This is a genomic window from Streptomyces sp. NBC_00503, assembly GCF_036346895.1.
Lineage (GTDB): Bacteria > Actinomycetota > Actinomycetes > Streptomycetales > Streptomycetaceae > Streptomyces.
In genome coordinates this window covers 4,533,448-4,553,586 of the sequence record NZ_CP107855.1, presented here as the reverse complement: position 1 = coordinate 4,553,586, position 20,139 = coordinate 4,533,448, and the positions used below count along the sequence as shown (strand labels likewise).

Genomic DNA, 20,139 nt, shown 5'->3' with positions numbered 1-20,139 from the left:
CCTAGGACCTCGGCCCTGTCACTTGTCGATGTCGCCGACCACGAAGAACAGCGAGCCCAGGATCGAGACCATGTCCGCGACCAGCTGTCCCGGCAGCAGTACGGCCAGGGCCTGGATGTTGTTGTACGAGGCCGAGCGCAGCTTGAGCCGGTACGGGGTCTTCTCGCCCTTCGAGACCAGGTAGTAGCCGTTGATCCCGAGCGGGTTCTCGGTCCACGCGTACGTCTCGCCCTCGGGCGCCTTCAGCACCTTGGGCAGGCGCTGGTTGATCGGGCCGGGCGCCAGGTCGTCCATCCGGTCCAGGCAGGCGACCGCCAGGTCGAGCGCGTTGTGGGTCTGCTCCAGCAGGACCTCGAAGCGGGCCAGGCAGTCGCCCTCGGTGCGGGTGACGACCTTCAGGACGTCCTGGAGCTCCCCGTAGGCGAGGTACGGCTCGTCCCGGCGCAGGTCGAAGTCGACGCCGGAGGCGCGGGCGATCGGGCCGGAGACCCCGTACGCGTGCACGGCCTCGGCGGAGAGGATGCCGACGCCGCGCGTGCGGCCGCGGAAGATCTCGTTGCCGCGGACCAGGTCGTCGTAGATGTTCATGCGGGTGCGGACGTCGGCGATGGCCTCGCGGGCACGGCCGAGCCAGCCGGCCGGGAGGTCCTCCTTGAGGCCGCCGACCCGGTTGAACATGTAGTGCATGCGGCCGCCGGAGATCTCCTCCATGACGGCCTGGAGCTCCTCGCGCTCGCGGAACGCGTGGAAGATCGGGGTGATCCCGCCCAGCTCCAAGGGGTACGAGCCGAGGAACATCAAGTGGTTGAGCACCCGGTTCAGCTCGGCGAGCAGGGTCCGCATCCACACGGCCCGCTCGGGGACCTCCATGCCGAGCATCCGCTCGACGGCCATGACCACGCCCAGCTCGTTGGAGAACGCGGACAGCCAGTCGTGGCGGTTCGCGAGCATCACGATCTGCCGGTAGTCGCGGGCCTCGAAGAGTTTCTCGGCGCCGCGGTGCATATAGCCGACCACCGGCTCGGCGCTGACGATGCGCTCGCCGTCCAGGACGAGCCGCAGGCGCAGCACGCCGTGCGTGGAAGGGTGCTGGGGGCCGATGTTGAGCACCATGTCGGTGCTCTCCGCAGCTCCGCCGATGCCGACCGTGGTCTCCGTCATGGCGGCATTCTCTCAGCCATAGGCTGGGGGAATGGAAACGGGGACAACGGGTGAGACGAGCCGACCCGAGTGGGTGGGGCTGCCGGGCGGGCTGCTCACCCTGCGGCGGCTGCTGCTGGTGTGGTGGATGGGGCTGTTCACCCTGGTGACGGCCCTGGTGCTGGGGCTGGCGGTCGGTCCGATGTGGGCGGCGGTCGGCGGGTTCTGGCTGCTGGTGCTGGCCTGGGGCTGGTGGCTGCTCGGCCGGAACTGGCGCTCCTGGCGCTACGCCGAACGCGCCGACGACCTCCTGATCACCCGGGGCGTGATGTGGCACGCCGAGACCGTGGTCCCCTACGGGCGGATGCAGCTGGTCGAGGTGACCTCGGGACCGCTGGAGCGGCGCTTCAAGCTGGCCTCCCTCCAGCTGCACACGGCCGCCGCGGCGACCGACGCGAAGATCCCCGGGCTGGCGCCCGAGGAGGCCGAGCGGCTGCGCGACCGGCTGACCGAGCTCGGCGAGGCAAGGTCGGCGGGCCTGTGACCCCGGAGACCTCCGAGATCTCGGAGTCCGGAGCTCAAGGGGCGCCTCCCGTCGAGCGGCGGCTGCACTTCCTCACGCCGCTGCGCCGCGCCTGGGTGCCGATCGCCGCGATCCTGGGCGTCGCCGTCCAGCAGGGCGAGAACGTCGCCGAGTGGGTCACCGCCCTCTCCCTCCTCCTGCGGGCCGTCGCCCTGGTCTCGCTGGTCCTCGTCTTCGGCCTGTACGGGTTCCTCAGCTGGTGGTTCACGCACTACGCCGTCACCGACACCGAACTGCGCATCCGCAGCGGGCTCCTCTTCCGCCGGACCGCGCACATCCGCCTCGACCGGATCCAGGCGATCGACGTCACCCGCCCGCTGCTGGCCCGCGTGGCCGGGGTGGCCAAGCTCCGCCTCGACGTCATCGGCACCGACGCCAAGGACGAGCTGGCCTTCCTCGGCGAGGACGACGCCGGCCGGCTGCGCGCCGAGCTGCTGGCCCGCGCGGCCGGCTTCACCCCGGCCGAGGCCGTGGTCCTGGGCGAGGCCCCCGAGCGGGAGCTGCTGCGCGTGACCCCGCGCGACCTGGCGGTGTCGATGCTGCTGACCCTCTCCGCCTCGGCGGCCGTGGTCGCGGGGCTCGCCGTCCCCGTGGTGGTGTGGTGGTTCAGCTCCAACCCCTGGGCGGCCGCCGCCGCACTGCTCCCGGTCCTGGGGGCGGTCTGGTCGGTCAGCGGGGGCCGGTTCCTCACCGAGTACGACTGGACCGTCGCCGAGTCCCCGGACGGGCTGCGCCTGGACCACGGGCTGCTGGACCGGGCCCACGAGACGGTGCCGCCGGGGCGCGTGCAGAGCATACGGATCGTCGAGCCGCTGCTGTGGAGGCGGCGCGGCTGGGTCCGGGTGGAGCTGTCGGTGGCCGGCTCGCACAACGACGTCCTGGTCCCGGTGGCCACCCGGGCCGCCGCCCACGCCGTCGTCGCCCGCGTGCTGCCCGGCGTGGACCTGGCCGGACTGGTCTTCGACCCGTCGCCCCGGCGGGGATCGCGCTGGGTGGTGCCGGTGTGGTGGAAGGGGTACGGGCTGGCCGTCTCCGAGGACGTGTTCGCGACCCGCAAGGGCCGCCTGTGCCGGCGTACGGAGATCGTCCCGCACGCCAAGGTGCAGAGCGTGCGCTACTCCCAGGGCCCGTGGGAACGGGCCTGCGGCGTGGCCGACGTCCACGTGGACACCGGCGCCAACGGGACCGTCACGGCCCGCCTGCGCCCGGCGGACGAGGCCGCCGGGCTGCTCCACGCCCAGGCCGCCCGCTCCCGTACCTCCAGGGCCTCGGCACGGCCGGACCGCTGGATGACGTAGGGGGACGTAGAGGAGGTCGCAGGGGGTGCTCCTCGGCTACAGGGACCCGCCGCCGCCCGCGCGGACCAGGCCCGTCTCGTAGGCGAGGACCACGACCTGGACGCGGTCGCGCAGGCTCAGCTTGGTCAGGATGCGGCCCACGTGGGTCTTCACCGTGGCCTCCGACAGGACGAGCCGGGCGGCGATCTCACCGTTCGACAGGCCCTGCGCGACCAGCAGCATGACCTCGCGCTCGCGCTCCGTCAGCCGCTCGACCTCCTTGTTCTTCGGCTCCGAGGAGGTCGACGGCAGCATCGGCGCGAAGCGGTCCAGCAGCCGGCGCGTCGTGGACGGGGCCACGACCGCGTCCCCGCTGTGCACCGAGCGGATCGCGGCCAGCAGCTCGCCCGGCGGGACGTCCTTGAGCATGAACCCGCTCGCGCCCGCCTTGAGACCCGAGAACGCGTACTCGTCGAGGTCGAAGGTGGTCAGGATGATGACCTTGGGGTGCTCCTCGGGCTCACAGATGCGGCGCGTGGCCTCGACCCCGTCGAGCCGGGGCATGCGGACGTCCATCAGCACCACGTCCACCTTGGTGGCCCGCAGCACTTCCAGCGCCTCCAGGCCGTCGCCCGCCTCCGCGACGACCTCCATGTCGGGCTGTGCGGCGAGCACCATCCGGAAGCCGGTGCGCAGCAGCACCTGGTCGTCGACCAGCATCACGCGGATGGAGGGGCTGGAGGGGTAGGACATGATCACCTTTTCTTGAGCGGGAGCAGGGCACTGATCCGGAAACCGCCACCGGGCCTGGGGCCCGCGTCCAGGGTGCCTCCGACCATACCGATGCGTTCGCGCATACCGATGAGTCCGTGTCCGGCACCGTCCGCACCGCCGTCCTCGTACAGCTCGTGGGCCGCGCCCCGGCCGTCGTCCTCGACGAGCAGGCCGAGTCCGTCGTCGAAGTAGACGAGCCGCACGCTGGCCCTGGCCTCGGGGCCGCCGTGCTTGCGCGTGTTCGTCAGCGCCTCCTGCACGATGCGGTACGCCGTCAGCTCGACCCCGCTGGGCAGTTTGCGCGGGGCTCCCTCGACCTCGAAGTCCACCGTGAGCCCGGCCGCCCGCACCTGCTCGACCAGCACTTCGATCTGCTCGACGTCGGGCTGCGGCACGTAGTCCTCGGACTCCTGCGGCTCGCCGGTGCGCAGGACTCCGAGCAGCCGGCGCATTTCGGCGAGCGCGAGGCGGCCGGTGGCGGAGATGGTCTGGAGGGCCTCCTTGGCCTGCTCCGGGGCCACGTCCATCACGTAGGCGGCCCCGTCGGCCTGGACCACCATCACCGAGACGTTGTGCGCGACGACGTCGTGCAGCTCTCGGGCGATCCGGGCGCGCTCGGCGGCCACGGCCACCTTGGCCTGGGCCGCGCGCTCGTTCTCCAGGCGCTGGTTGCGCTCGACGAGCTGGGCGTAATAGGCGCGGCGGGTCCGCAGGGAGTCGCCCATCACCCAGGCGAGGGCGAAGGGGATCGCCATGAACAGGACGAAGAAGACCTCGCCGGTGCCCGACTCCCCCTTGTCCACGCCGAAGCGCAGGAAGTACAGGGGTGAGGCGAGCAGCCCCCAGCCGAGGGCGGTGCGCGAGAGCCAGCGCGGTACGTCGGCGGCGGCGACCGTGAAGAGGACCACCAGCATCGCGAAGTCGTAGGCGTTCACCTCGCCTCCGACGGCCAGCTGGTAGAGGCCCGCGGCGACCGCGAGCCAGAACATCGGCACGGTGTGCTTGCGGCGCAGGGCCACGGCGGTGCACAGGGCGACCACGCCCGGGACCACGATCAGGTTGTGGCTTCCGGGGCCGCTCTGCGACGACGCCACGGCAGCCATCGAGAACCCGAAGAGGAGGACAGCCCAGAAGCTGTCGACGCCCGTCGGGTGTCTGCGGAGGAAGTCGTAGAGGCGCTGCACGTAACCCAGAGTAGGGAAAGCCGATAGGTGCTGGAGTCAACCACAGGGGCGATCCGCATCCCGGGTGAGTACTACCGGAGGTGGAGGCGACCATAACCTTTCAGCGATGAGCACTCAGGGTGAAGCCAGGGATCCGATCGATCCGACGCTGCCGCCCGTCCGCTGGCGGACGGCGATGGAGCGTGCGCTGTACGGGCCGGACGGGTTCTACGTACGCCCCGGCGGACCCGGTCCCGCCGGGCATTTCCGCACGTCCGTGCACGCCTCGCCGCTCTACGCGCGGGCCGTGGCCCGGCTCCTGCTGTGGGTGGACGAGCAGCTCGGCCTTCCGGAGGAGCTGGACCTGGTCGACGTAGGGGCCGGCCGGGGCGAGCTGCTGTCCGGGGTGCTGGCGGCGCTGCCGCCGCAGACGGCCGCGCGGGTGCGCCCGTACGGGGTGGAGCGCGCGGGGCGACCGCAGGGGCTCGACCCGCGGATCCGGTGGGTCCAGGAGCCGCCCGGGGGCACCACGGGGCTGCTGTTCGCCAATGAGTGGCTCGACAACGTACCCCTGGACCTCGCCGAGAACGGGCGTTACGTGGAGGTCGCGCGGGACGGTGCGCAGAGCGAGGGCGGCCCCGTGGACGGGCGGGACCGGGCCTGGCTGGAGCGGTGGTGGCCCGGCGCGGGCCCGGCCGAGATCGGCAGGCCGCGCGACGAGGCCTGGGCGGCGGCCGTCGCGACCGTGGAGCGGGGACTCGCGGTGGCGGTGGACTACGCCCACACCCGCGCCGCCCGGCCCCCGTACGGCACGCTCACCGGATTCCGGGCCGGCCGGGAGGTCCCGCCGGTCCCGGACGGCAGCTGCGACGTCACGGCCCACGTGGCACTGGACGCCTGCGCGGGCCCCGGCGCGGCCCTGCTGACCCAGCGCGAGGCCCTGACAGCCCTGGGCGTCTCGGGGTCGCGCCCCGCGCTGGCCCTGGCCTCCACGGACCCGGCGGCCTACGTCCGCGCCCTGTCGGCGGCGGGCGAGGCGGCGGAACTCACCGCCCGCGGCGGCCTCGGCGACTTCGGCTGGCTGATCCAGCCGGTCGGCATCGGGGACTGGCCGCCGCAGTGAGGCGGCGGCCCGACGGGGCTGCCGCGTACGGGGGTTGGCCCCCGTAGCGGGAGTGGGGGCGGCCGGATGTCGGGGGCGCCGGGGCGGCCGTAGCTTCGGGGCATGCCGATCAAGACGACGAACACGCAGCAAGAGAGCACGCCGCAGCAGAACCGCCGCCAGTGGCTGCGCCGCAGCGCCGCGGCCGTGGCCCTCACCGCCGTCCTCGGCGGCCTCGCCGCCCCGGCCTACGCCGCCGTCGGCACCGGCACCGGCACCTCCACCGGCACCCACGCCGACGCCGGTGCCGACGCCGCGCAGCGCGACCGCGGCCGCCTCGTCTCCGTCACCCCCGTGGAAACCCTGACCCGCGCCGAGGTCGTCTCCCGGCTCTCCGAGCTCGGCATCGACGGATCCACCGTCCGCTACGGCATCACCGCCCACCGGCTCACCTACGCCACCGTCGACCCCCGGGGCCGGCCCACCACCGCCACCGGGCTGCTGGTCCTCCCGCAGCGCGGACCCGCCCGCCTCGACCTGGTCTCCGACACGCACGGCACGACCGCGTACCGCGCCTCGGCGCCCTCCGCCGGCCCCGGGGACAACCGGCTCACCCCGTACCTGCACGCCGCCTCCGGCCGGGCCGTCTCCGCCCCCGACTACCTCGGCCTCGGCGGCGGGCCCGGCAGCCACCCGTACATGGACACCGCGTCCGCCGTCACCGCGTCCGTGGACATGCTCAAGGCCACCCGCAGCGCCGCCGACCGGCTCGGCCGGCCCGTCACCCGGGACGTGTACGCGACCGGCTTCTCCCAGGGCGGCCAGGTCGCCATGGCGCTGGGCCGCGAGCTGTCCAAGGGCCGCGACGGCTTCCGGCTGCGCGCGCTCGCGCCCATGGCCGGTCCGTACGACCTGTCGGGCTCGGAGATACCCGGGATCGTCGACGGCCGCGTCGAACCGCGGACGGCCGTCTTCTACCTCTCCTACTTCCTGACCGCGCAGAACCGCCTGCACCCGCTCTACAAGGACCCGGCCGAGGTGTTCCGCGCACCGTATGCACAGACTGTGGAAAACCTGTTCGACGGGAACCACACGGAGGAGGAGATCGTCGCAGGGCTCCCGGCCACGCCCGACGAGCTGCTCACCCCGCAGTGGGCCGCGAACCTCCGCGATCCGCGCGGAGCCTTCCGTACGGCCCTGACGGCGAACGACGGCAGCTGCGACTGGAAGCCCGCCGTCCCCGTGCGCCTCTACACGGGCGCGGGCGACACGGACGTCCCGATCGCCAACGCCCGCGCCTGCGCGGCCGACCTGGCCCGGCACGGGGTCCGGGCGACCGTCGTGGACCAGGGAACCGACGCCACCCACGTGGTCACGGCCGTCCGCTCCGCCCCGCAGGCGGTCCGCTGGTTCGACAGCCTGCGCTGAACGGTCCGGCGAGATCCGCAAGAGAAGCCGGGAGAGAAGCCGGAAGAGAAGGCTGGTGGCGCGGCCCTAGGAGATCGCGGTCCGCAGCTGCGCCACGTCGATCGGCTCCGTCTCGTCGTGGGCCGTCAGGTCGATGACCTGGCCCACGGCGCGGTGCTCGGCGGTGGCCGCCTTGAACTCCGGCTCCGCGCCGCCCTGCGCGGACTCCGCCTTGTGCGCCGCGAGGACCTCCGCGCCGACCACGTCGGCCAGGTCCTCGTTCTGGACGGACTCGATGACCGCGCGGGCCTGCGCCGCGGTCTTGGTGCCGAAGAAGTCGAAGCCGCCCAGGGCGCGCGAGGCGGAGCGGCGCTGCTGGGCGTACGGGGCCACCGCGGCCGCGAGGCGCCGTGCGGGGACGGCGGCCGCCGGACCGGCGGGCACGGGCCGGGCGTGCGCCTCCGGCGCGGGCGCGGGCGCGGCGGAGCCCGCGGGGAGCTCGCGCGCCGAGGTCGGCGGCGGCGTCGGCTTTTGCGTGCTGCGGCTCAGCGCCGCCAGCGCGGCGTTGGCGCGGGCGAAGCCGACCGCGGTGGGCGCGCCGGCCGAGGTGCGCTCCTCGGAGACGGGGGGAAGTGCCTTGGGTGCCGTGGGGGCGGGTGCGGCGGCGGCCTCGATGGCCAGCAGCCGGCGGCGCTCCAGGGCGCTCGCCCGCTCGGTCTCGGCGGTGGCGTACCGGCGCAGCAGCGCGGCGTGCTCGCCGCGCAGGCCCGCGAGTTCGACCCGCTTGGCCCGCAGCTTGGCGTCGAGCTTGCCGCGCAGCACCCGCGCCTCTTCGAGGTCGGATTCGAGCTCGGCTATCCGCTCCTCGGTGCGCCACTCGTCCTTGATCCGCTCGCGCCCGAGCTCCGCGACCCGCCGCCCGGCCGCGCGGTCCCAGGACCGCATGACGACGGCCCCGGCGACCCCGGCGGCCGCGGTGAACACGACGAGCAGCCGCAGGGCCATCGGTTCCGCGAGCAGCCAGGCCGCGCCCGCGCCGGCGGCGGACACACCGGCCACGGTCGTCGGCGTGAGCAGCCGGTGAAGAGGTTCGGGATTGCGGTGGCGTCCACGGGGCATGGCCTGAAATTTACAGGGCGTGGACAGGGTGTTGGGTAGCCGCCCGGCAATCTGTTTCCGAGCAGTTACCCGTTGCCCCGCTCGACTTTCCGCACCAAAGGCCCAACTCCTACTTCTTCACCAGTCCCTTGGACTCCAGGTAGGCCTTCGCGACATCCGCCGGCTTGGCGCGTTCGGCGTCGACCTTGCGGTTCAACTCGACCAGGTCGGCGGTGGTCAGGGCCTTGGTGATCTTGTCGAGGGCGGCCGCGATCTCCGGGGCTCCGGCGTCCTTGGCATTGACGACCGGGAGGACGTTGTCGGCGTTCTGGAGCTTCTTGTCGTCCTCCAGCAGGACCAGGCCGAAGCTGTCGAGCGTGGCGTCCGTGGTGGTGGTGAGGACCAGTTGGTCCGCGCCGTCCTTGACCGCCTGCTTGGCCTGCGGGGTTCCGACGCCCTTCGGGTCAATACCGGAAACATCGATTCCGTATGTCTTCTTCAGGCCGGGTGCGCAGAACGGCCGCACGGCGCATTCGTCGCCCGCCGCGATCTTCACCTTGAGCCCGGACTTGCCGAGGTCGGAAAGGGTCTTGAGATTGTTCTTCTGCGCGAATTCCTTGCTCACCGCGAAAGCGTTCTGGTCGACCGCGGATCCGGCCGGCAGCGCCTTGAGGCCCAGCGGGGCAGCCAGCTTGTCCAGGGCCGCCACCGTGGCCGCCACGTCGCTCGACGCGACCGGCTTGTCGGTGGGCGCCTTCGCGCCGTTCACCTTGGCGTTGAGGAACTCGGCGAGGGTGGCCGCGTACTCCGGGACCACGTCGATCTCGCCCTTCTCCAGCGAGGGCTCGTACAGCTCGCGGTTGTTGACCGTGGTGATGGAGGTCGAGTAACCGGCGTCCTTGAGGACCTGCGCGTACAGCTCGGCCAGAACGTTGGACTCGGTGAAACCGGCCGCGCCGATCACCACCTTGCCGCCCTTGCCGGCCTCGGCCGAGGCCGGCGCGGAGGAACCGCCGTCCTTGGACTTCTCCAGGCTGTCACCGCCGCACGCGGTGAGCGAGACGGTCAGGGCCACGGCCCCCAGGGCCGCGCCGAGGACGCGCGTGGACTTGCTCATGTGTCTACTCCTTCGAAGAACCGGGGAAAGGTCAGCGGGCGGCCGCGCCCGGCAGCAGCCGGTCCACCGCGACCAGCGCGCCCTCCACCAGCAGGGCCAGCGCCGCGACCAGCAGGGCGCCCGCGACGACCTGCGGGGTGTTGTACGTGTTGAAGCCGGCGGTGATGATCCGGCCGAGGCCGCCCTGGCCGACCATCGCGGCGATGGTGGCCGTGGCGATGACCTGGACGGCGCCCGAGCGCAGCCCCGTCATCACCAGAGGGCGCGCGAGCGGCAGTTCCACCCGCCACAAGAGCTGGCCGCCGGACATGCCCATGCCCCGCGCGGCCTCCACCACCGAGCGGTCGACCTCGCGCATGCCCACGTAGGCATTGGTCAGCAGCGGCGGGATCGCGAAGAGGACCAGCGCGGCGATGGTGGGCACGTACCCGGCATTGCGCAGCGGGGAGACCATGAACAGCGCCAGCACCGCGAAGACCGGGACGGCCCGGCCGATGTTGGAGACGTTGACGGCGAGGCCGCCGCCCTTGCCGAGGTGGCCGAGCCACAGCCCGGTCGGGAGGGCCACCGCGCAGGCCAGGGCCAGGGCGATGCCGCTGACGTACACGTGCTCGCCCAGCCGGTGCCAGACCCCGCTCTCCCCCGCCCAGTTGGCGCCGTCCGCCAGCCAGTCCCAGGCCTGTCCCAGTACTCCCATCAGCCTTCCCCGTTCACGCGGGCCGCCCGCGTCCAGGGCGTCAGGAGCCGCTGGGCGCCGAGCAGCAGCAGGTCCGCGACCAGCGCGAGCAGCACGCACAGCACCGATGCGGTGAGCACCTGGGCCTTGAAGGAGCTGTTCACGGCGGGGGCGATGAGGTTGCCCAGGCCGCCCTTGCCCACGATGGAGCCGACGGTGGTCAGCGCGACCGTGGAGACGGTGGCGATCCGGACACCGGCCAGCAGCGCGGGCAGCGCCAGCGGCAGTTCGACCTGCCAGAGCAGCCGGCCCGGCCCGTACCCCATCCCGCGCGCGGCTTCCCGTACCTCCTCGGGGACGGCTTCCAGGCCTGCCAGCACGTTGCGGACCAGGATGGTCAGCGAGTACAGGACCAGGCCGGTCACCACGAGGGCCGCCGAGAGGCCGAACACCGGCAGCAGCAGGGAGAACATGGCGAGCGAGGGGATCGTGTAGAGCAGGGTGGTGATGCCCAGCACGGGGGCCGCCCAGCGGCGGCCGCGGCGGGCCAGCAGGGCGAGCGGGACGGATACGGCCAGGCCGATCAGCACCGACACGCCCGTGATCCAGACGTGTTCGAGGGTGGCGTCGGTGAGCTCCTGGGACCGGGACGTGACGTACTCCCAGCAGATCCAGTCGTTCGCCACCAGGCAGCTCTGCCCGGCCATGCGCTCTTCACCCCCGGTCACCGAACGTACGTAGGAGCGACCATAACCCGCACCACTGTCAATGGCCGGAAACCTTCGCACTCGGGCAACACGCCCTTTACAAACCGGCCGGGCGGGTAGGGAAGGATGGCGATGTGATCCGATTCGAGCAAGTGACCAAGCGCTACCCCGACGGGACCACGGCCGTCGCGGACCTGTCCTTCGAGGTCGCCGAGGGGGAACTGGTCACCCTGGTGGGCCCGTCCGGCTGCGGCAAGACGACCACGATGAAAATGGTCAACCGCCTCATCGAGCCGACCTCCGGCCGGATCCTGCTGAACGGCGAGGACATCGCGGCCGCCGATCCGGTCGAACTGCGCCGCCGCATCGGCTACGTCATCCAGCAGGTCGGGCTCTTCCCGCACAAGACGGTGCTGGAGAACACGGCCACCGTGCCGCAGCTGATCGGCACCCCCAAGGCCAAGGCCCGCGCGCGGGCGGCCGAGCTGCTCGAACTGGTCGGACTGGATCCGGCCGTCTACGGGGGCCGCTACCCGGAGCAGCTGTCCGGCGGGCAGCGCCAGCGCGTCGGCGTGGCCCGCGCGCTCGCCGCGGATCCGCCGGTGCTGCTGATGGACGAGCCGTTCGGCGCGGTGGACCCGGTGGTGCGCGAACGGCTCCAGAACGAGTTCCTGACCCTGCAGAAGACGGTGCGCAAGACGATCCTGCTGGTCACGCACGATCTGGAGGAGGCCATCCGGCTCGGGGACCGCATCGCGGTCTACGGAGCGGGCACCATCGAGCAGTTCGCCCGCCCGGCGGAGGTACTGGCCGCTCCGGCGACGGAGTACGTGGCCGGGTTCGTCGGCGCCGACCGGGGGCTCAAGCGGCTCTCCGTCACCCAGGTGGCCGCAGCCGACCTGAGCCCCGCAGGGGCCGGCGCCGGCCCCGACGCGAAAGCCCCCACCGCCGAAGTGGCGCTGGGGGCGACGCTGCGCGAGGCGCTCGCGCTGCTGCTCCAGGAGGACTCGGGCCGGATCGGGGTCACGGATCCGGACTCGGGCGCGCTGATCGGCGTACTCACCCCGGAGGGGGTCCACCGGGCGCTGCGCCGGGCCGACCTGCAAGAGGCCTGACGGGAGCCGACCCGCAGGAGGCCTGACGGGAGAAGGTCAGGCCTCGATGCGGTTGCTCATCCACACCAGCATCGGCGGGATCTCACGGCGCCACGTGTTGAAGTTGTGGCCGCCGCTGTCGAGGATGATCGACGAGACCCGGTCCGGGGCCTTGACCAGCTTGACGAACTTCCTGGTGTCCCCCAGGTTCGGCTCGCCCTTCTCGCTGCTGGTGACGAGGAAGGACGTACCGGTCGGCTTCTTCGCCTTGATCGACTCCAGAACGTTCGCGCGAGCCTTCAGCTTCGCGTCCCCGTGGAACAGGTCGCCGGTCGTCGCGTCGTCCGCGGCCTCGTAGTACGCGGACAGACCCGCGGCGGCGCCGAAGGTCTCCGGGTAGTGCGCGGCGATCTTCAGGGCGCAGTAGCCGCCGGTGGAGTTCCCGATGAAGCCCATGTTCTGCGGCTTCTTGCCGACCCGGAAGGTGTCCTTGATGGCCTGCGGGAGGTCCTGGGCGAAGAAGGTCTCCGTCTGCGGGCCGTCCGGGATGTCCACGCACTCGGTGTCGCGCGGGGGCGCCACCGTCGGGCGGAGCATGACCAGGATCATCGGCTTCATCTTGCCCGCCTTGGCCTCCTTGAAGGCCGTCATCGGGTAGTTCAGCCCTTTGATGAGGTTCTCGGCCGTTCCCGGGTAGCCCGTGAGGACGATGGAGGCCGGGAAGTTCTGGTCCTTGTGCTGCGGCTGGAAGTACTCCGGCGGCAGCCACACGTACCCGGGGCTCGTTATCTTCGACTTCTGGCCCGTTATGGCCACTTTGAGGATCTGTCCGGCGACCTGCGGCTTGGCGCCGCCGGGGACGTCCAGCTTCTGCTTGTCGACGACCTTGATGTCGGCGCTGCTCATGCCCCGGTCGACGACCTTGCCGATCGAGGTCTCCTGGCCGAAGAGGTCGGCCCAGGACCCGTAGAACAGGAAGGACTTGTTGGCGGCGAGACCCACCGCCGAGAACAACGCCAGCTGGGTCGCCAGCAGGAGGCCGACCCGGCCGAGGACCGAGCGCCAGGAGCGGCCCGAGAGCTTCGGCCAGAACCACACCGTGGCCGCGAAGAGCAGCACACCGGCGATGATGGCCAACGCCAGGACCGTATTACTGGTGAGACCCATGAGCAGTCAGTCGACTTTCTATGGCAGGACTAGTTTTTTTCTCGAGGATGAGTGAACCCGCTCCCCCTCGATGTCGTCCTAGGGGACGCACCACACACCGGAGGCTGTCGCGGCCTTCGGCCACATGATCTCTCGCGGAGCAACGGGAAGCGATGTCTAGCAGGATAGATGGCGATAAGTCGGGACAGGTTCCGGAGCGGGTCCGCCGAATCTTCCGGGGCCCACGACCGGAGTCCGTCCCGGGTCTGGTGGGTACGGCCGTCATGGTCGTCGGCCTGCTCGACATCGCCGCGGGGGTCTTCCCCCGCTTCAGGCACAGCCGCATCCATGCCGTCACCGAAGTGCTGCCGGGCTCCCTCGGCCCCTTCGCCGCGGCCCTGTCCATCAGCGCGGGCGTACTCATCCTGCTGCTGGCCCACGGCCTCAAGCGCCACAAGCGCCGCGCCTGGCGAGCCTCCGTCGTGCTGCTGCCCGCCGGCGCCGTGGCGCAGTTCGCCTACCGCCACTCCTTCATCGGCGTGATCATCGCGGCGGTGCTCCTGGCGCTCCTCCTGCGCCACCAGAGTGAATTCAAGGCGCTCCCGGACCCCCGCAGCCGCTGGAAGGCCCTCGCCAACTTCGTGCTGATGAGCGCCGGGTCCATCGGCCTCGGCCTGATCATCGTCAACTCGCACCCCAGCAAGGTCGTCGGCAATCCGGGTGTTTACGAGCAGATCAGCCACGTCGTCTACGGGCTCTTCGGCTTCGAGGGTCCCGTCGACTACGCCGGCCGGGTGTCCTGGACCGTCGGCTACTCGCTCGGCGCCCTCGGCATGCTGACCGCCGTCACCACCATCTACCTGGCCTTCCGCCCCGAGCACCCCGCCGCCCGGCTCACCGCCGACGACGAGACCAAGCTGCGCGAGCTGCTGGCCCGCCACGGCGGCCGCGACTCGCTGGGCCACTTCGCCCTCCGCCGCGACAAGGCCGTCGTCTTCTCCCCCAGCGGCAAGGCCGCCGTCACCTACCGCGTCGTGTCCGGCGTGATGCTCGCCTCCGGCGACCCCGTAGGCGACGTCGAGGCCTGGCCCGGCGCCATCGAGCGGTTCATGGCCGAGGCCAAGGCCCACTCCTGGACCCCGGCCGTCGTCGGCTGCAGCGAGACCGGCGGCGAGGTCTGGACCCGCGAGACCGGGCTCGACGCCCTGGAACTCGGCGACGAGGCGATCGTCGACGTCAAAGACTTCTCCCTCGCCGGCCGACCCATGCGCAACGTCCGCCAGATGGTGAAGCGCATCGAGCGCAACGGCTACACCACCAAGGTCCGCCGCGTCAGCGAGCTCACCGAGGAAGAGCTCGAGCAGGTCCGCGGCGCGGCCGAGGCCTGGCGCGGCACCGACACCGAGCGCGGCTTCTCGATGGCCCTGGGCCGGGTCGGCGAGGAGGGCGACGGCGACTGCTTCATCGCCACCGCGCACCGCGTGGAGGAGGGCGACACCAGCCCGTACAAGGACCTCAAGGCCGTCCTGCACTTCGTCCCGTGGGGCAAGGACGGCATGTCGCTGGAGCTGATGCGCCGCGACCGCGCCGCCGACCCCGGCATGAACGAGCTGCTGATCGTCGCCTCCCTGGAGGCCTCCCCCGCGCTCGGCATCGAGAAGGTCTCGCTGAACTTCGCGATGTTCCGCGCGGCCCTGGCCCGCGGCGAGAAGATCGGCGCCGGCCCCGTCCTGCGGATGTGGCGCGGCCTGCTGGTCTTCCTGTCCCGCTGGTTCCAGATCGAGTCGCTGTACAAGTTCAACGAGAAGTTCCGCCCCCGCTGGGAGCCGCGCTTCATGGTCTACCGCAACAGCCGCGACCTGCCCCGCATCGGCTTCGCCGTGATGCAGGCCGAGGGCTTCGTGACCCTGGCCCTGCCCCGCCTGTTCGCCAGCCGCCGCCGGCCCAAGCCGGTCCGCACCTGCACGCACGACCACGTCCACGCGGTACCCGCCCAGGCCGACCGCAAGGTCCGGGCCGCCTGAGCACCCCCAGGGGCCGATCCGAGCCCCCGTACGGCCTCCAGGGCCCCCGCAGCCGCCCGGCTGCGGGGGCCCCGCGCCGTCCAGGGCGGGACATCGAAGGCAAGCCATACCCTGGACCCATGAACACGAAGCACGCGGGCGCCGGCCGGGGCCGGGTCACAGGGCTGCCGGAATGGGACCGCTGCGGGGTCATGGGCGTCGTCAACGTCACCCCCGACTCCTTCTCCGACGGCGGCCGCTGGTTCGACACCACCGCAGCCGTCAAGCGCGGCCTCGACCTCGTCGCCCAGGGCGCCGACCTCGTCGACGTCGGCGGTGAGTCCACCCGCCCCGGCGCCTCCCGCGTCGACGAGGAGGAGGAGCTGCGCCGCGTCGTCCCCGTCGTACGGGGCCTCGCCTCCGAGGGCGTCGCCGTCTCCGTGGACACCATGCGCGCCTCCGTCGCGGCCCAGGCCGTCGCCGCGGGCGCGGTACTGGTCAACGACGTCAGCGGCGGCCTCGCCGACCCCGGCATGATCCCGGCCGTGGCCGCCGCCGAAGTCCCGTTCGTCGTCATGCACTGGCGCGGCTTCAGCGACGGCATGAACAGCCTCGCCGTCTACGAGGACGTCCTCGCCGAAGTCACCGTCGAGCTGCGCTCCCGCATCGACGCCGTGGTGTCCGGCGGGATCTCTCCCGGGCGGATCCTCGTCGACCCCGGCCTGGGCTTCGCCAAGAACGCCGAGCACGACCTGGCCCTGGTCGCCCACCTCGCCGAGCTGCGCGCACTGGGCTTCCCGCTGCTCGTGGCCGCCTCGCGGAAGCGTTTCCTCGGCCGGGTGCTGGCCGGAGCCGAGGACGCCTCCCCGCCGCCCGCCCGCGAGCGCGACGCCGCCACCGCGGCCGTCACCGCGATCGCCGCCCACCAGGGCGCCTGGGCCGTACGGGTCCACGAGGTACGGGCGAGCGCCGACGCGGTTCGGGTGGCCCGCGCCGTGGAAGGGGCACTGCGTACCCACCGCAGCACCGAGGAAGGGGAAAGGTGAGCCGTACCGACATCGAAGCCGTCGAAGAGGTCAACACGGCCTTCTACGAGGCCATGGAGCAGGGGGACTTCGACGCACTGTCGGCGCTCTGGCTCGAAGACGAGATCTCCTGCGTGCATCCGGGCTGGCCGGTGCTCTCGGGACGCGGCGAGGTGCTGCGCTCCTACGCCCTGATCATGTCCCACACCGAGTACATCCAGTTCTTCCTCACCGACACCAAGGTCGCCGTCATCGGCGACACCGCCCTGGTCACCTGCACGGAGAACATCCTCAGCGGCGGACCCGCCGAGGAGGGCGGGGAACTGGGCCCGCTCGTCGGACAGCTCGTCGTCGCCACGAATGTGTTCCGACGCACATCGGAGGGCTGGCGGCTGTGGTCGCACCACGGTTCTCCCGTGCTCACGGACTCCGATGAGGACGACGAGGAGGAGCCCTCCTGACCCCTCCGTCGGGGTCCCGGGTATTTCGCAGGTAAATTCGAAGATGGACGACGCCGACCGCACTCGGCGTAGGCCCATGGATCCGGGGAGTCCCGGACCGGAAGAACCTACGAAAAGCAGGAGTGATTCGCGTGGATCGTGTCGCGCTGCGCGGCCTCAAGGCTCGCGGGCACCACGGCGTCTTCCCCCGGGAACGCGAGGAAGGCCAGACCTTCATCGTCGACCTGGTGCTCCACCTCGACACCCGCCCCGCGGCGGCCGGCGACGACCTGGCTAAGACCGTGCACTACGGGGTAGTCGCGGAAGAGGTGGTCCACGTGGTCCAGGGAGAGCCGGTCGACCTGATCGAGACCCTCGCCGAGCGGATCGCCCAGCAGTGCCTCAAGCACGAGGCGGTCGCCCAGGTGGAGGTCGTCGTCCACAAGCCGGACGCGCCCATCACCGTCCCCTTCGACGACGTGACCATCACGATCACCCGGAGCCGCGCATGAACAACGGAATGAACGCCCAGAGCGACCCCACAGTCCAGCCGGTACCCGCCTCCGTCGTCGCAGCCGTCGACGCCGCGGACATCACCCTGTCCAACCCCAAATGGGCCGTCGTCGCGCTCGGCGCGAACCTCGGCAACCGGCTGGAGACCCTGCAGGGCGCCATCGACGCCCTCGGCGACACCCCGGGCCTGCGGGTCAAGACCGTCTCCCCGGTCTACGAGACCGCACCGTGGGGCGTGGACCCGGGCTCGCAGCCCTCGTACTTCAACGCCGTCATCGCGGTGAAGACCACCCTGCCGCCCGGCTCCCTGCTGGAGCGCGGGCACGCCATCGAAGAGGCCTTCGACCGCGTCCGCGAGGAGCGCTGGGGACCCCGCACGATCGACGTCGACATCATCGCGTACGCCGACGTGGTCTCCGCCGACCCCGACCTCACCCTCCCGCACCCGCGCGCCCACCAGCGCGCCTTCGTGCTGGCCCCGTGGAACGACATCGACCCCGAGGCGCAGATCCCGGGCCACGGGCCGGTGGCGGAGCTGCTGGCCGCCGTGGGCCTGACGGGCGTCACGCGCCGCCCCGACCTGGAACTGCGGCTCCCGGAGTAACCGGCCCCCGCCGGACCGAACACTTAAGATCGGCTGGTACGTACGGAGAGCGGGGAGAGGCGCACGTGAAGCAACTGAGGCCGGCGGTCCTGGCGGGAATCTTCGCGGTCGCCGGGGTCCTGTCGTGGGCCGGCGCACGCATGCTGAACTCCTACGGCTCGCTCCCCGGCGTCCCGCTCGCCGCGCCCATCGTGCTCGGCGTCATCGCGGTGGTCCTGCTGGCCACGGCCCTCTCCCTGCGCGCCCGCCTGAAGGCCCAGCGCGAGCGCGTGCCGGGCGCCAAGGGCGTGGAGCCGCTGATGGCGGCCCGCGCGGTGGTCTTCGGCCAGTCCAGCGCCCTGGTCGCGGCCCTGGTCGCGGGCGGCTACGGCGGCGTGGGCGTCTTCCTCCTCACCACCGCCCTGGACGTCCCGGCCCGCCGCGACCAGGCCTGGTACGCCGGCTTCTCGGTCCTGACGGGCGCCGCAGTCATCGCCGCGGCCCTCTTCCTGGAACACGTCCTCAAACTCCCGGACGACGAAGACCCCACCAAGGCCCCCGCGAGCGCCTGAGCCGTCACCCGGGGGCCCGCACGAGGTGCCCGCTCACCAGGAACCCCGGGTAGGGGTCGAGGCGGTAGGTGTAGAGGGTGAAGGGCTTCGCGCCGGTGGCGGCGCGGGGGCGGACCTCCAGCACCCTGGAGTGCATCGACTCCACGAGCAGCAAGGGGTGCTCCTCGCGCTGGAAGGTGCCGCGCTGCCTCCAGGTATCGGAGATGTAGAGGCGGGACGCACGGCCGGGCACTCCGGAAGGTGTGAACCTCGCGCCGATGACCCCGGCCCACTCACGGAGGAAGGGGACGTTGGCACTCGTCACGACCCGGCACCCCCAGTTGCCCCGGATCCGATGTCCGTCCCCAGCCACATAGCCGTCCAGGAAGCCCTCGAAGGTCACCTCGTCGCGCAGCACCACACGGGGAAAGCCCTGCCGCATGTGGTGTGCGTCCCCACCCACGTACTGCCTCATCAGATCAGCGAGGTACGAAGCGACCACCCGCACCCGGAAGCCCGGGAGGTCCCGCTGGAGGTAGCCGGATGGGCGGGTGACCGGCTCCAGACGGGCAGGGAGGCCGGTCGCCGCCGTCAGACATTCCGCATACCGGTCGGCGAAGCCCTCGTCGTTCACGATGAGGGACAGGTAGTTCTTGCCGACCGTCCCATCGGCACAGGTTGCACCCACCCAGTAGCCGAACTCGTAGCCGGGCTTGATCTCGAGGCGCTGGCGGCACAGCTTGCGCGGCGGAGTCCATGTCAGAGCGCCGCCCACGGCCTCCGCGGCAGGCACCCAGCCTGCAGAGGTGGCCAGGAGGTGTTCCGGGGCGGCACTGAACGTCTGCCGGTCCGTAACCACGTCCACGACCGCACGGGCCTTGGCCGCCGTCACCACAGTGACGACGGTCTGAACCGTCCGCGATCCGTCGAGGGTCCAGAGCCGATCGCCCACGCCCACGGTTCTCGCCTGGGCCTGGCCGTCCACCCCGTTCACCATCTGCTTGCTCGGCAGCCCGCCCATCCCGCCCCCTGACCAAGTGAAATCACCTGATCACCGACGTTATCGGGCGGGTCTGACAATCCGGCTAGCGAGCGATGATCAGGCTCATGGCCTCGCTGCGGGTCGCGGGGTCGCGGAGCTGGCCGCGGACCGCCGAGGTGATGGTCTTCGCGCCGGGCTTGCGGACACCGCGCATGGTCATGCACATGTGCTCGCATTCGATGACCACGATGACCCCGCGCGGCTCCAGGATCTCCATCAGGGAGTCCGCGATCTGGGTGGTCAGCCGTTCCTGGACCTGGGGTCGGCGGGCGAACACGTCCACCAGGCGGGCCAGCTTCGACAGGCCGGTGATCTTGCCGTCGGTGGATGGGATGTACCCCACATGGGCTACACCGTGGAACGGGACGAGATGGTGTTCACAGGAAGATTGGACCTCGATGTCCTTCACGAGGACCATCTCGTCGTGCCCGAGGTCGAACGTCGTCGTCAGGACCTCCTCGGGCTTCTGGTACAGCCCCGCGAATATCTCCTTGTACGCCCGCGCCACCCGCGCCGGCGTCTCCAGGAGCCCCTCGCGGTCCGGGTCCTCGCCGACCGCGATCAGGAGCTCGCGGACGGCCGCCTCGGCGCGCTTTTCGTCGAACTCGCCGATCGTGCCCTCGCCACCGGTCAAGGTCACTGGGTCGGTCATCTCTTCCTCGTTCCTGTCTGCGCAGTCGCGGCCAAATAAGTAGGAC

21 protein-coding genes are annotated in these 20,139 nt (G+C 71.6%); 11 read left to right on the top strand and 10 right to left on the bottom strand.

The window, feature by feature from the left end:
* Nucleotides 1-18 precede the first annotated feature (18 nt).
* Entirely contained in the window at nucleotides 19-1,161 is a 1,143-nt protein-coding gene (locus OG490_RS21150) for an NADH-quinone oxidoreductase subunit D (RefSeq protein ID WP_330297869.1), read from the bottom strand.
* A gap of 31 nt (nucleotides 1,162-1,192) precedes the next feature.
* Between OG490_RS21150 and OG490_RS21145 the strand changes: the two genes are divergently transcribed.
* Complete coding sequence (locus OG490_RS21145; RefSeq protein WP_330297868.1) at nucleotides 1,193-1,684, top strand: PH domain-containing protein; 492 nt, start codon at nucleotides 1,193-1,195, stop codon at nucleotides 1,682-1,684.
* Nucleotides 1,681-3,021 carry a PH domain-containing protein gene (locus OG490_RS21140; protein WP_330297867.1) on the top strand — a complete coding sequence of 447 codons (1,341 nt, stop codon included), beginning with the start codon at nucleotides 1,681-1,683 and terminating at the stop codon, nucleotides 3,019-3,021. The genes OG490_RS21145 and OG490_RS21140 overlap by 4 nt, the downstream gene beginning before the upstream one ends.
* A 36-nt stretch (nucleotides 3,022-3,057) precedes the next feature.
* On the opposite strand, the gene OG490_RS21135 is transcribed toward OG490_RS21140, so the two are convergent.
* Both OG490_RS21135 and OG490_RS21130 read right to left on the bottom strand, forming a co-directional pair.
* Nucleotides 3,058-3,753, bottom strand: coding sequence for a response regulator transcription factor (locus OG490_RS21135; protein WP_330297866.1), 696 nt, complete (start codon nucleotides 3,751-3,753; stop codon nucleotides 3,058-3,060).
* Between the two features lie 2 nt (nucleotides 3,754-3,755).
* Nucleotides 3,756-4,958 (bottom strand): sensor histidine kinase, encoded by a 1,203-nt coding sequence (locus OG490_RS21130; protein ID WP_330297865.1) that lies wholly within the window; start codon nucleotides 4,956-4,958, stop codon nucleotides 3,756-3,758.
* Nucleotides 4,959-5,064: 106 nt separating this feature from the next.
* Here OG490_RS21130 and OG490_RS21125 point away from each other — a divergent pair, with 106 nt between their 5' ends.
* Nucleotides 5,065-6,060, top strand: coding sequence for an SAM-dependent methyltransferase (locus OG490_RS21125; RefSeq protein WP_330297864.1), 996 nt, complete (start codon nucleotides 5,065-5,067; stop codon nucleotides 6,058-6,060).
* 102 nt (nucleotides 6,061-6,162) lie between these two features.
* The gene (locus tag OG490_RS21120; RefSeq protein ID WP_330297863.1) at nucleotides 6,163-7,467 is read left to right on the top strand and encodes a lipase family protein; all 1,305 of its coding nucleotides are present in this window, start codon (nucleotides 6,163-6,165) and stop codon (nucleotides 7,465-7,467) included.
* A gap of 66 nt (nucleotides 7,468-7,533) precedes the next feature.
* On the opposite strand, the gene OG490_RS21115 is transcribed toward OG490_RS21120, so the two are convergent.
* From OG490_RS21115 to OG490_RS21100, 4 genes are all read right to left on the bottom strand, one after another.
* Nucleotides 7,534-8,565, bottom strand: coding sequence for a hypothetical protein (locus tag OG490_RS21115; protein WP_330297862.1), 1,032 nt, complete (start codon nucleotides 8,563-8,565; stop codon nucleotides 7,534-7,536).
* 109 nt (nucleotides 8,566-8,674) lie between these two features.
* Nucleotides 8,675-9,661, bottom strand: coding sequence for an ABC transporter substrate-binding protein (locus tag OG490_RS21110; RefSeq protein WP_330297861.1), 987 nt, complete (start codon nucleotides 9,659-9,661; stop codon nucleotides 8,675-8,677).
* 31 nt (nucleotides 9,662-9,692) lie between these two features.
* On the bottom strand, nucleotides 9,693-10,358 hold the full coding sequence (locus OG490_RS21105) for an ABC transporter permease (RefSeq protein WP_330297860.1): 666 nt from the start codon (nucleotides 10,356-10,358) through the stop codon (nucleotides 9,693-9,695).
* Nucleotides 10,358-11,044, bottom strand: a complete 687-nt coding sequence (locus OG490_RS21100; RefSeq protein ID WP_330300996.1) for an ABC transporter permease — start codon at nucleotides 11,042-11,044, stop codon at nucleotides 10,358-10,360. The genes OG490_RS21105 and OG490_RS21100 overlap by 1 nt, the downstream gene beginning before the upstream one ends.
* A 134-nt stretch (nucleotides 11,045-11,178) precedes the next feature.
* Between OG490_RS21100 and OG490_RS21095 the strand changes: the two genes are divergently transcribed.
* Nucleotides 11,179-12,159 carry an ABC transporter ATP-binding protein gene (locus OG490_RS21095; RefSeq protein ID WP_330297859.1) on the top strand — a complete coding sequence of 327 codons (981 nt, stop codon included), beginning with the start codon at nucleotides 11,179-11,181 and terminating at the stop codon, nucleotides 12,157-12,159.
* 36 nt (nucleotides 12,160-12,195) lie between these two features.
* Here OG490_RS21095 and OG490_RS21090 read toward each other — a convergent pair whose 3' ends face one another.
* Nucleotides 12,196-13,305 carry an alpha/beta hydrolase gene (locus OG490_RS21090; protein ID WP_330297858.1) on the bottom strand — a complete coding sequence of 370 codons (1,110 nt, stop codon included), beginning with the start codon at nucleotides 13,303-13,305 and terminating at the stop codon, nucleotides 12,196-12,198.
* A 152-nt stretch (nucleotides 13,306-13,457) separates the two neighbouring features.
* Between OG490_RS21090 and OG490_RS21085 the strand changes: the two genes are divergently transcribed.
* The 6 genes from OG490_RS21085 (at nucleotide 13,458) to OG490_RS21060 (ending at nucleotide 18,420) form a co-directional block, all read left to right on the top strand.
* Nucleotides 13,458-15,308, top strand: coding sequence for a phosphatidylglycerol lysyltransferase domain-containing protein (locus tag OG490_RS21085; protein WP_330297857.1), 1,851 nt, complete (start codon nucleotides 13,458-13,460; stop codon nucleotides 15,306-15,308).
* A 119-nt stretch (nucleotides 15,309-15,427) separates the two neighbouring features.
* Nucleotides 15,428-16,333 (top strand): dihydropteroate synthase, encoded by a 906-nt coding sequence (gene folP, locus OG490_RS21080; RefSeq protein WP_330297856.1) that lies wholly within the window; start codon nucleotides 15,428-15,430, stop codon nucleotides 16,331-16,333.
* Nucleotides 16,330-16,773, top strand: coding sequence for a nuclear transport factor 2 family protein (locus OG490_RS21075; RefSeq protein ID WP_330297855.1), 444 nt, complete (start codon nucleotides 16,330-16,332; stop codon nucleotides 16,771-16,773). Before folP ends, OG490_RS21075 begins: the two co-directional genes overlap by 4 nt.
* A 131-nt stretch (nucleotides 16,774-16,904) precedes the next feature.
* Nucleotides 16,905-17,264 (top strand): dihydroneopterin aldolase, encoded by a 360-nt coding sequence (gene folB / locus OG490_RS21070; RefSeq protein WP_330297854.1) that lies wholly within the window; start codon nucleotides 16,905-16,907, stop codon nucleotides 17,262-17,264.
* Nucleotides 17,261-17,869, top strand: coding sequence for a 2-amino-4-hydroxy-6-hydroxymethyldihydropteridine diphosphokinase (gene folK / locus OG490_RS21065; protein WP_330297853.1), 609 nt, complete (start codon nucleotides 17,261-17,263; stop codon nucleotides 17,867-17,869). The genes folB and folK overlap by 4 nt, the downstream gene beginning before the upstream one ends.
* A 65-nt stretch (nucleotides 17,870-17,934) precedes the next feature.
* Entirely contained in the window at nucleotides 17,935-18,420 is a 486-nt protein-coding gene (locus OG490_RS21060) for a DUF3180 domain-containing protein (RefSeq protein WP_330297852.1), read from the top strand.
* A gap of 4 nt (nucleotides 18,421-18,424) precedes the next feature.
* Here OG490_RS21060 and OG490_RS21055 read toward each other — a convergent pair whose 3' ends face one another.
* Both OG490_RS21055 and folE read right to left on the bottom strand, forming a co-directional pair.
* Nucleotides 18,425-19,420: a hypothetical protein gene (locus OG490_RS21055; RefSeq protein ID WP_330297851.1), complete on the bottom strand. Its 996-nt coding sequence runs from the start codon at nucleotides 19,418-19,420 to the stop codon at nucleotides 18,425-18,427.
* A gap of 64 nt (nucleotides 19,421-19,484) precedes the next feature.
* Nucleotides 19,485-20,093, bottom strand: coding sequence for a GTP cyclohydrolase I FolE (folE, locus tag OG490_RS21050; protein WP_330297850.1), 609 nt, complete (start codon nucleotides 20,091-20,093; stop codon nucleotides 19,485-19,487).
* Nucleotides 20,094-20,139: the final 46 nt, after the last annotated feature.

What these genes read in the sequence shown, in the direction of transcription:
- OG490_RS21150 (WP_330297869.1), bottom strand. Translation starts at nt 1,161, where the DNA reads ATGACGGAGACCACGGTCGGCATCGGCGGAGCTGCGGAGAGCACCGAC.
- OG490_RS21145 (WP_330297868.1), top strand. Translation starts at nt 1,193, where the DNA reads ATGGAAACGGGGACAACGGGTGAGACGAGCCGACCCGAGTGGGTGGGG.
- OG490_RS21135 (WP_330297866.1), bottom strand. Translation starts at nt 3,753, where the DNA reads ATGTCCTACCCCTCCAGCCCCTCCATCCGCGTGATGCTGGTCGACGAC.
- OG490_RS21125 (WP_330297864.1), top strand. Translation starts at nt 5,065, where the DNA reads ATGAGCACTCAGGGTGAAGCCAGGGATCCGATCGATCCGACGCTGCCG.
- OG490_RS21120 (WP_330297863.1), top strand. Translation starts at nt 6,163, where the DNA reads ATGCCGATCAAGACGACGAACACGCAGCAAGAGAGCACGCCGCAGCAG.
- OG490_RS21115 (WP_330297862.1), bottom strand. Translation starts at nt 8,565, where the DNA reads ATGCCCCGTGGACGCCACCGCAATCCCGAACCTCTTCACCGGCTGCTC.
- OG490_RS21110 (WP_330297861.1), bottom strand. Translation starts at nt 9,661, where the DNA reads ATGAGCAAGTCCACGCGCGTCCTCGGCGCGGCCCTGGGGGCCGTGGCC.
- OG490_RS21105 (WP_330297860.1), bottom strand. Translation starts at nt 10,358, where the DNA reads ATGGGAGTACTGGGACAGGCCTGGGACTGGCTGGCGGACGGCGCCAAC.
- OG490_RS21100 (WP_330300996.1), bottom strand. Translation starts at nt 11,044, where the DNA reads ATGGCCGGGCAGAGCTGCCTGGTGGCGAACGACTGGATCTGCTGGGAG.
- OG490_RS21090 (WP_330297858.1), bottom strand. Translation starts at nt 13,305, where the DNA reads ATGGGTCTCACCAGTAATACGGTCCTGGCGTTGGCCATCATCGCCGGT.
- OG490_RS21085 (WP_330297857.1), top strand. Translation starts at nt 13,458, where the DNA reads ATGTCTAGCAGGATAGATGGCGATAAGTCGGGACAGGTTCCGGAGCGG.
- folP (WP_330297856.1), top strand. Translation starts at nt 15,428, where the DNA reads ATGAACACGAAGCACGCGGGCGCCGGCCGGGGCCGGGTCACAGGGCTG.
- folK (WP_330297853.1), top strand. Translation starts at nt 17,261, where the DNA reads ATGAACAACGGAATGAACGCCCAGAGCGACCCCACAGTCCAGCCGGTA.
- OG490_RS21055 (WP_330297851.1), bottom strand. Translation starts at nt 19,420, where the DNA reads ATGGGCGGGCTGCCGAGCAAGCAGATGGTGAACGGGGTGGACGGCCAG.
- folE (WP_330297850.1), bottom strand. Translation starts at nt 20,093, where the DNA reads ATGACCGACCCAGTGACCTTGACCGGTGGCGAGGGCACGATCGGCGAG.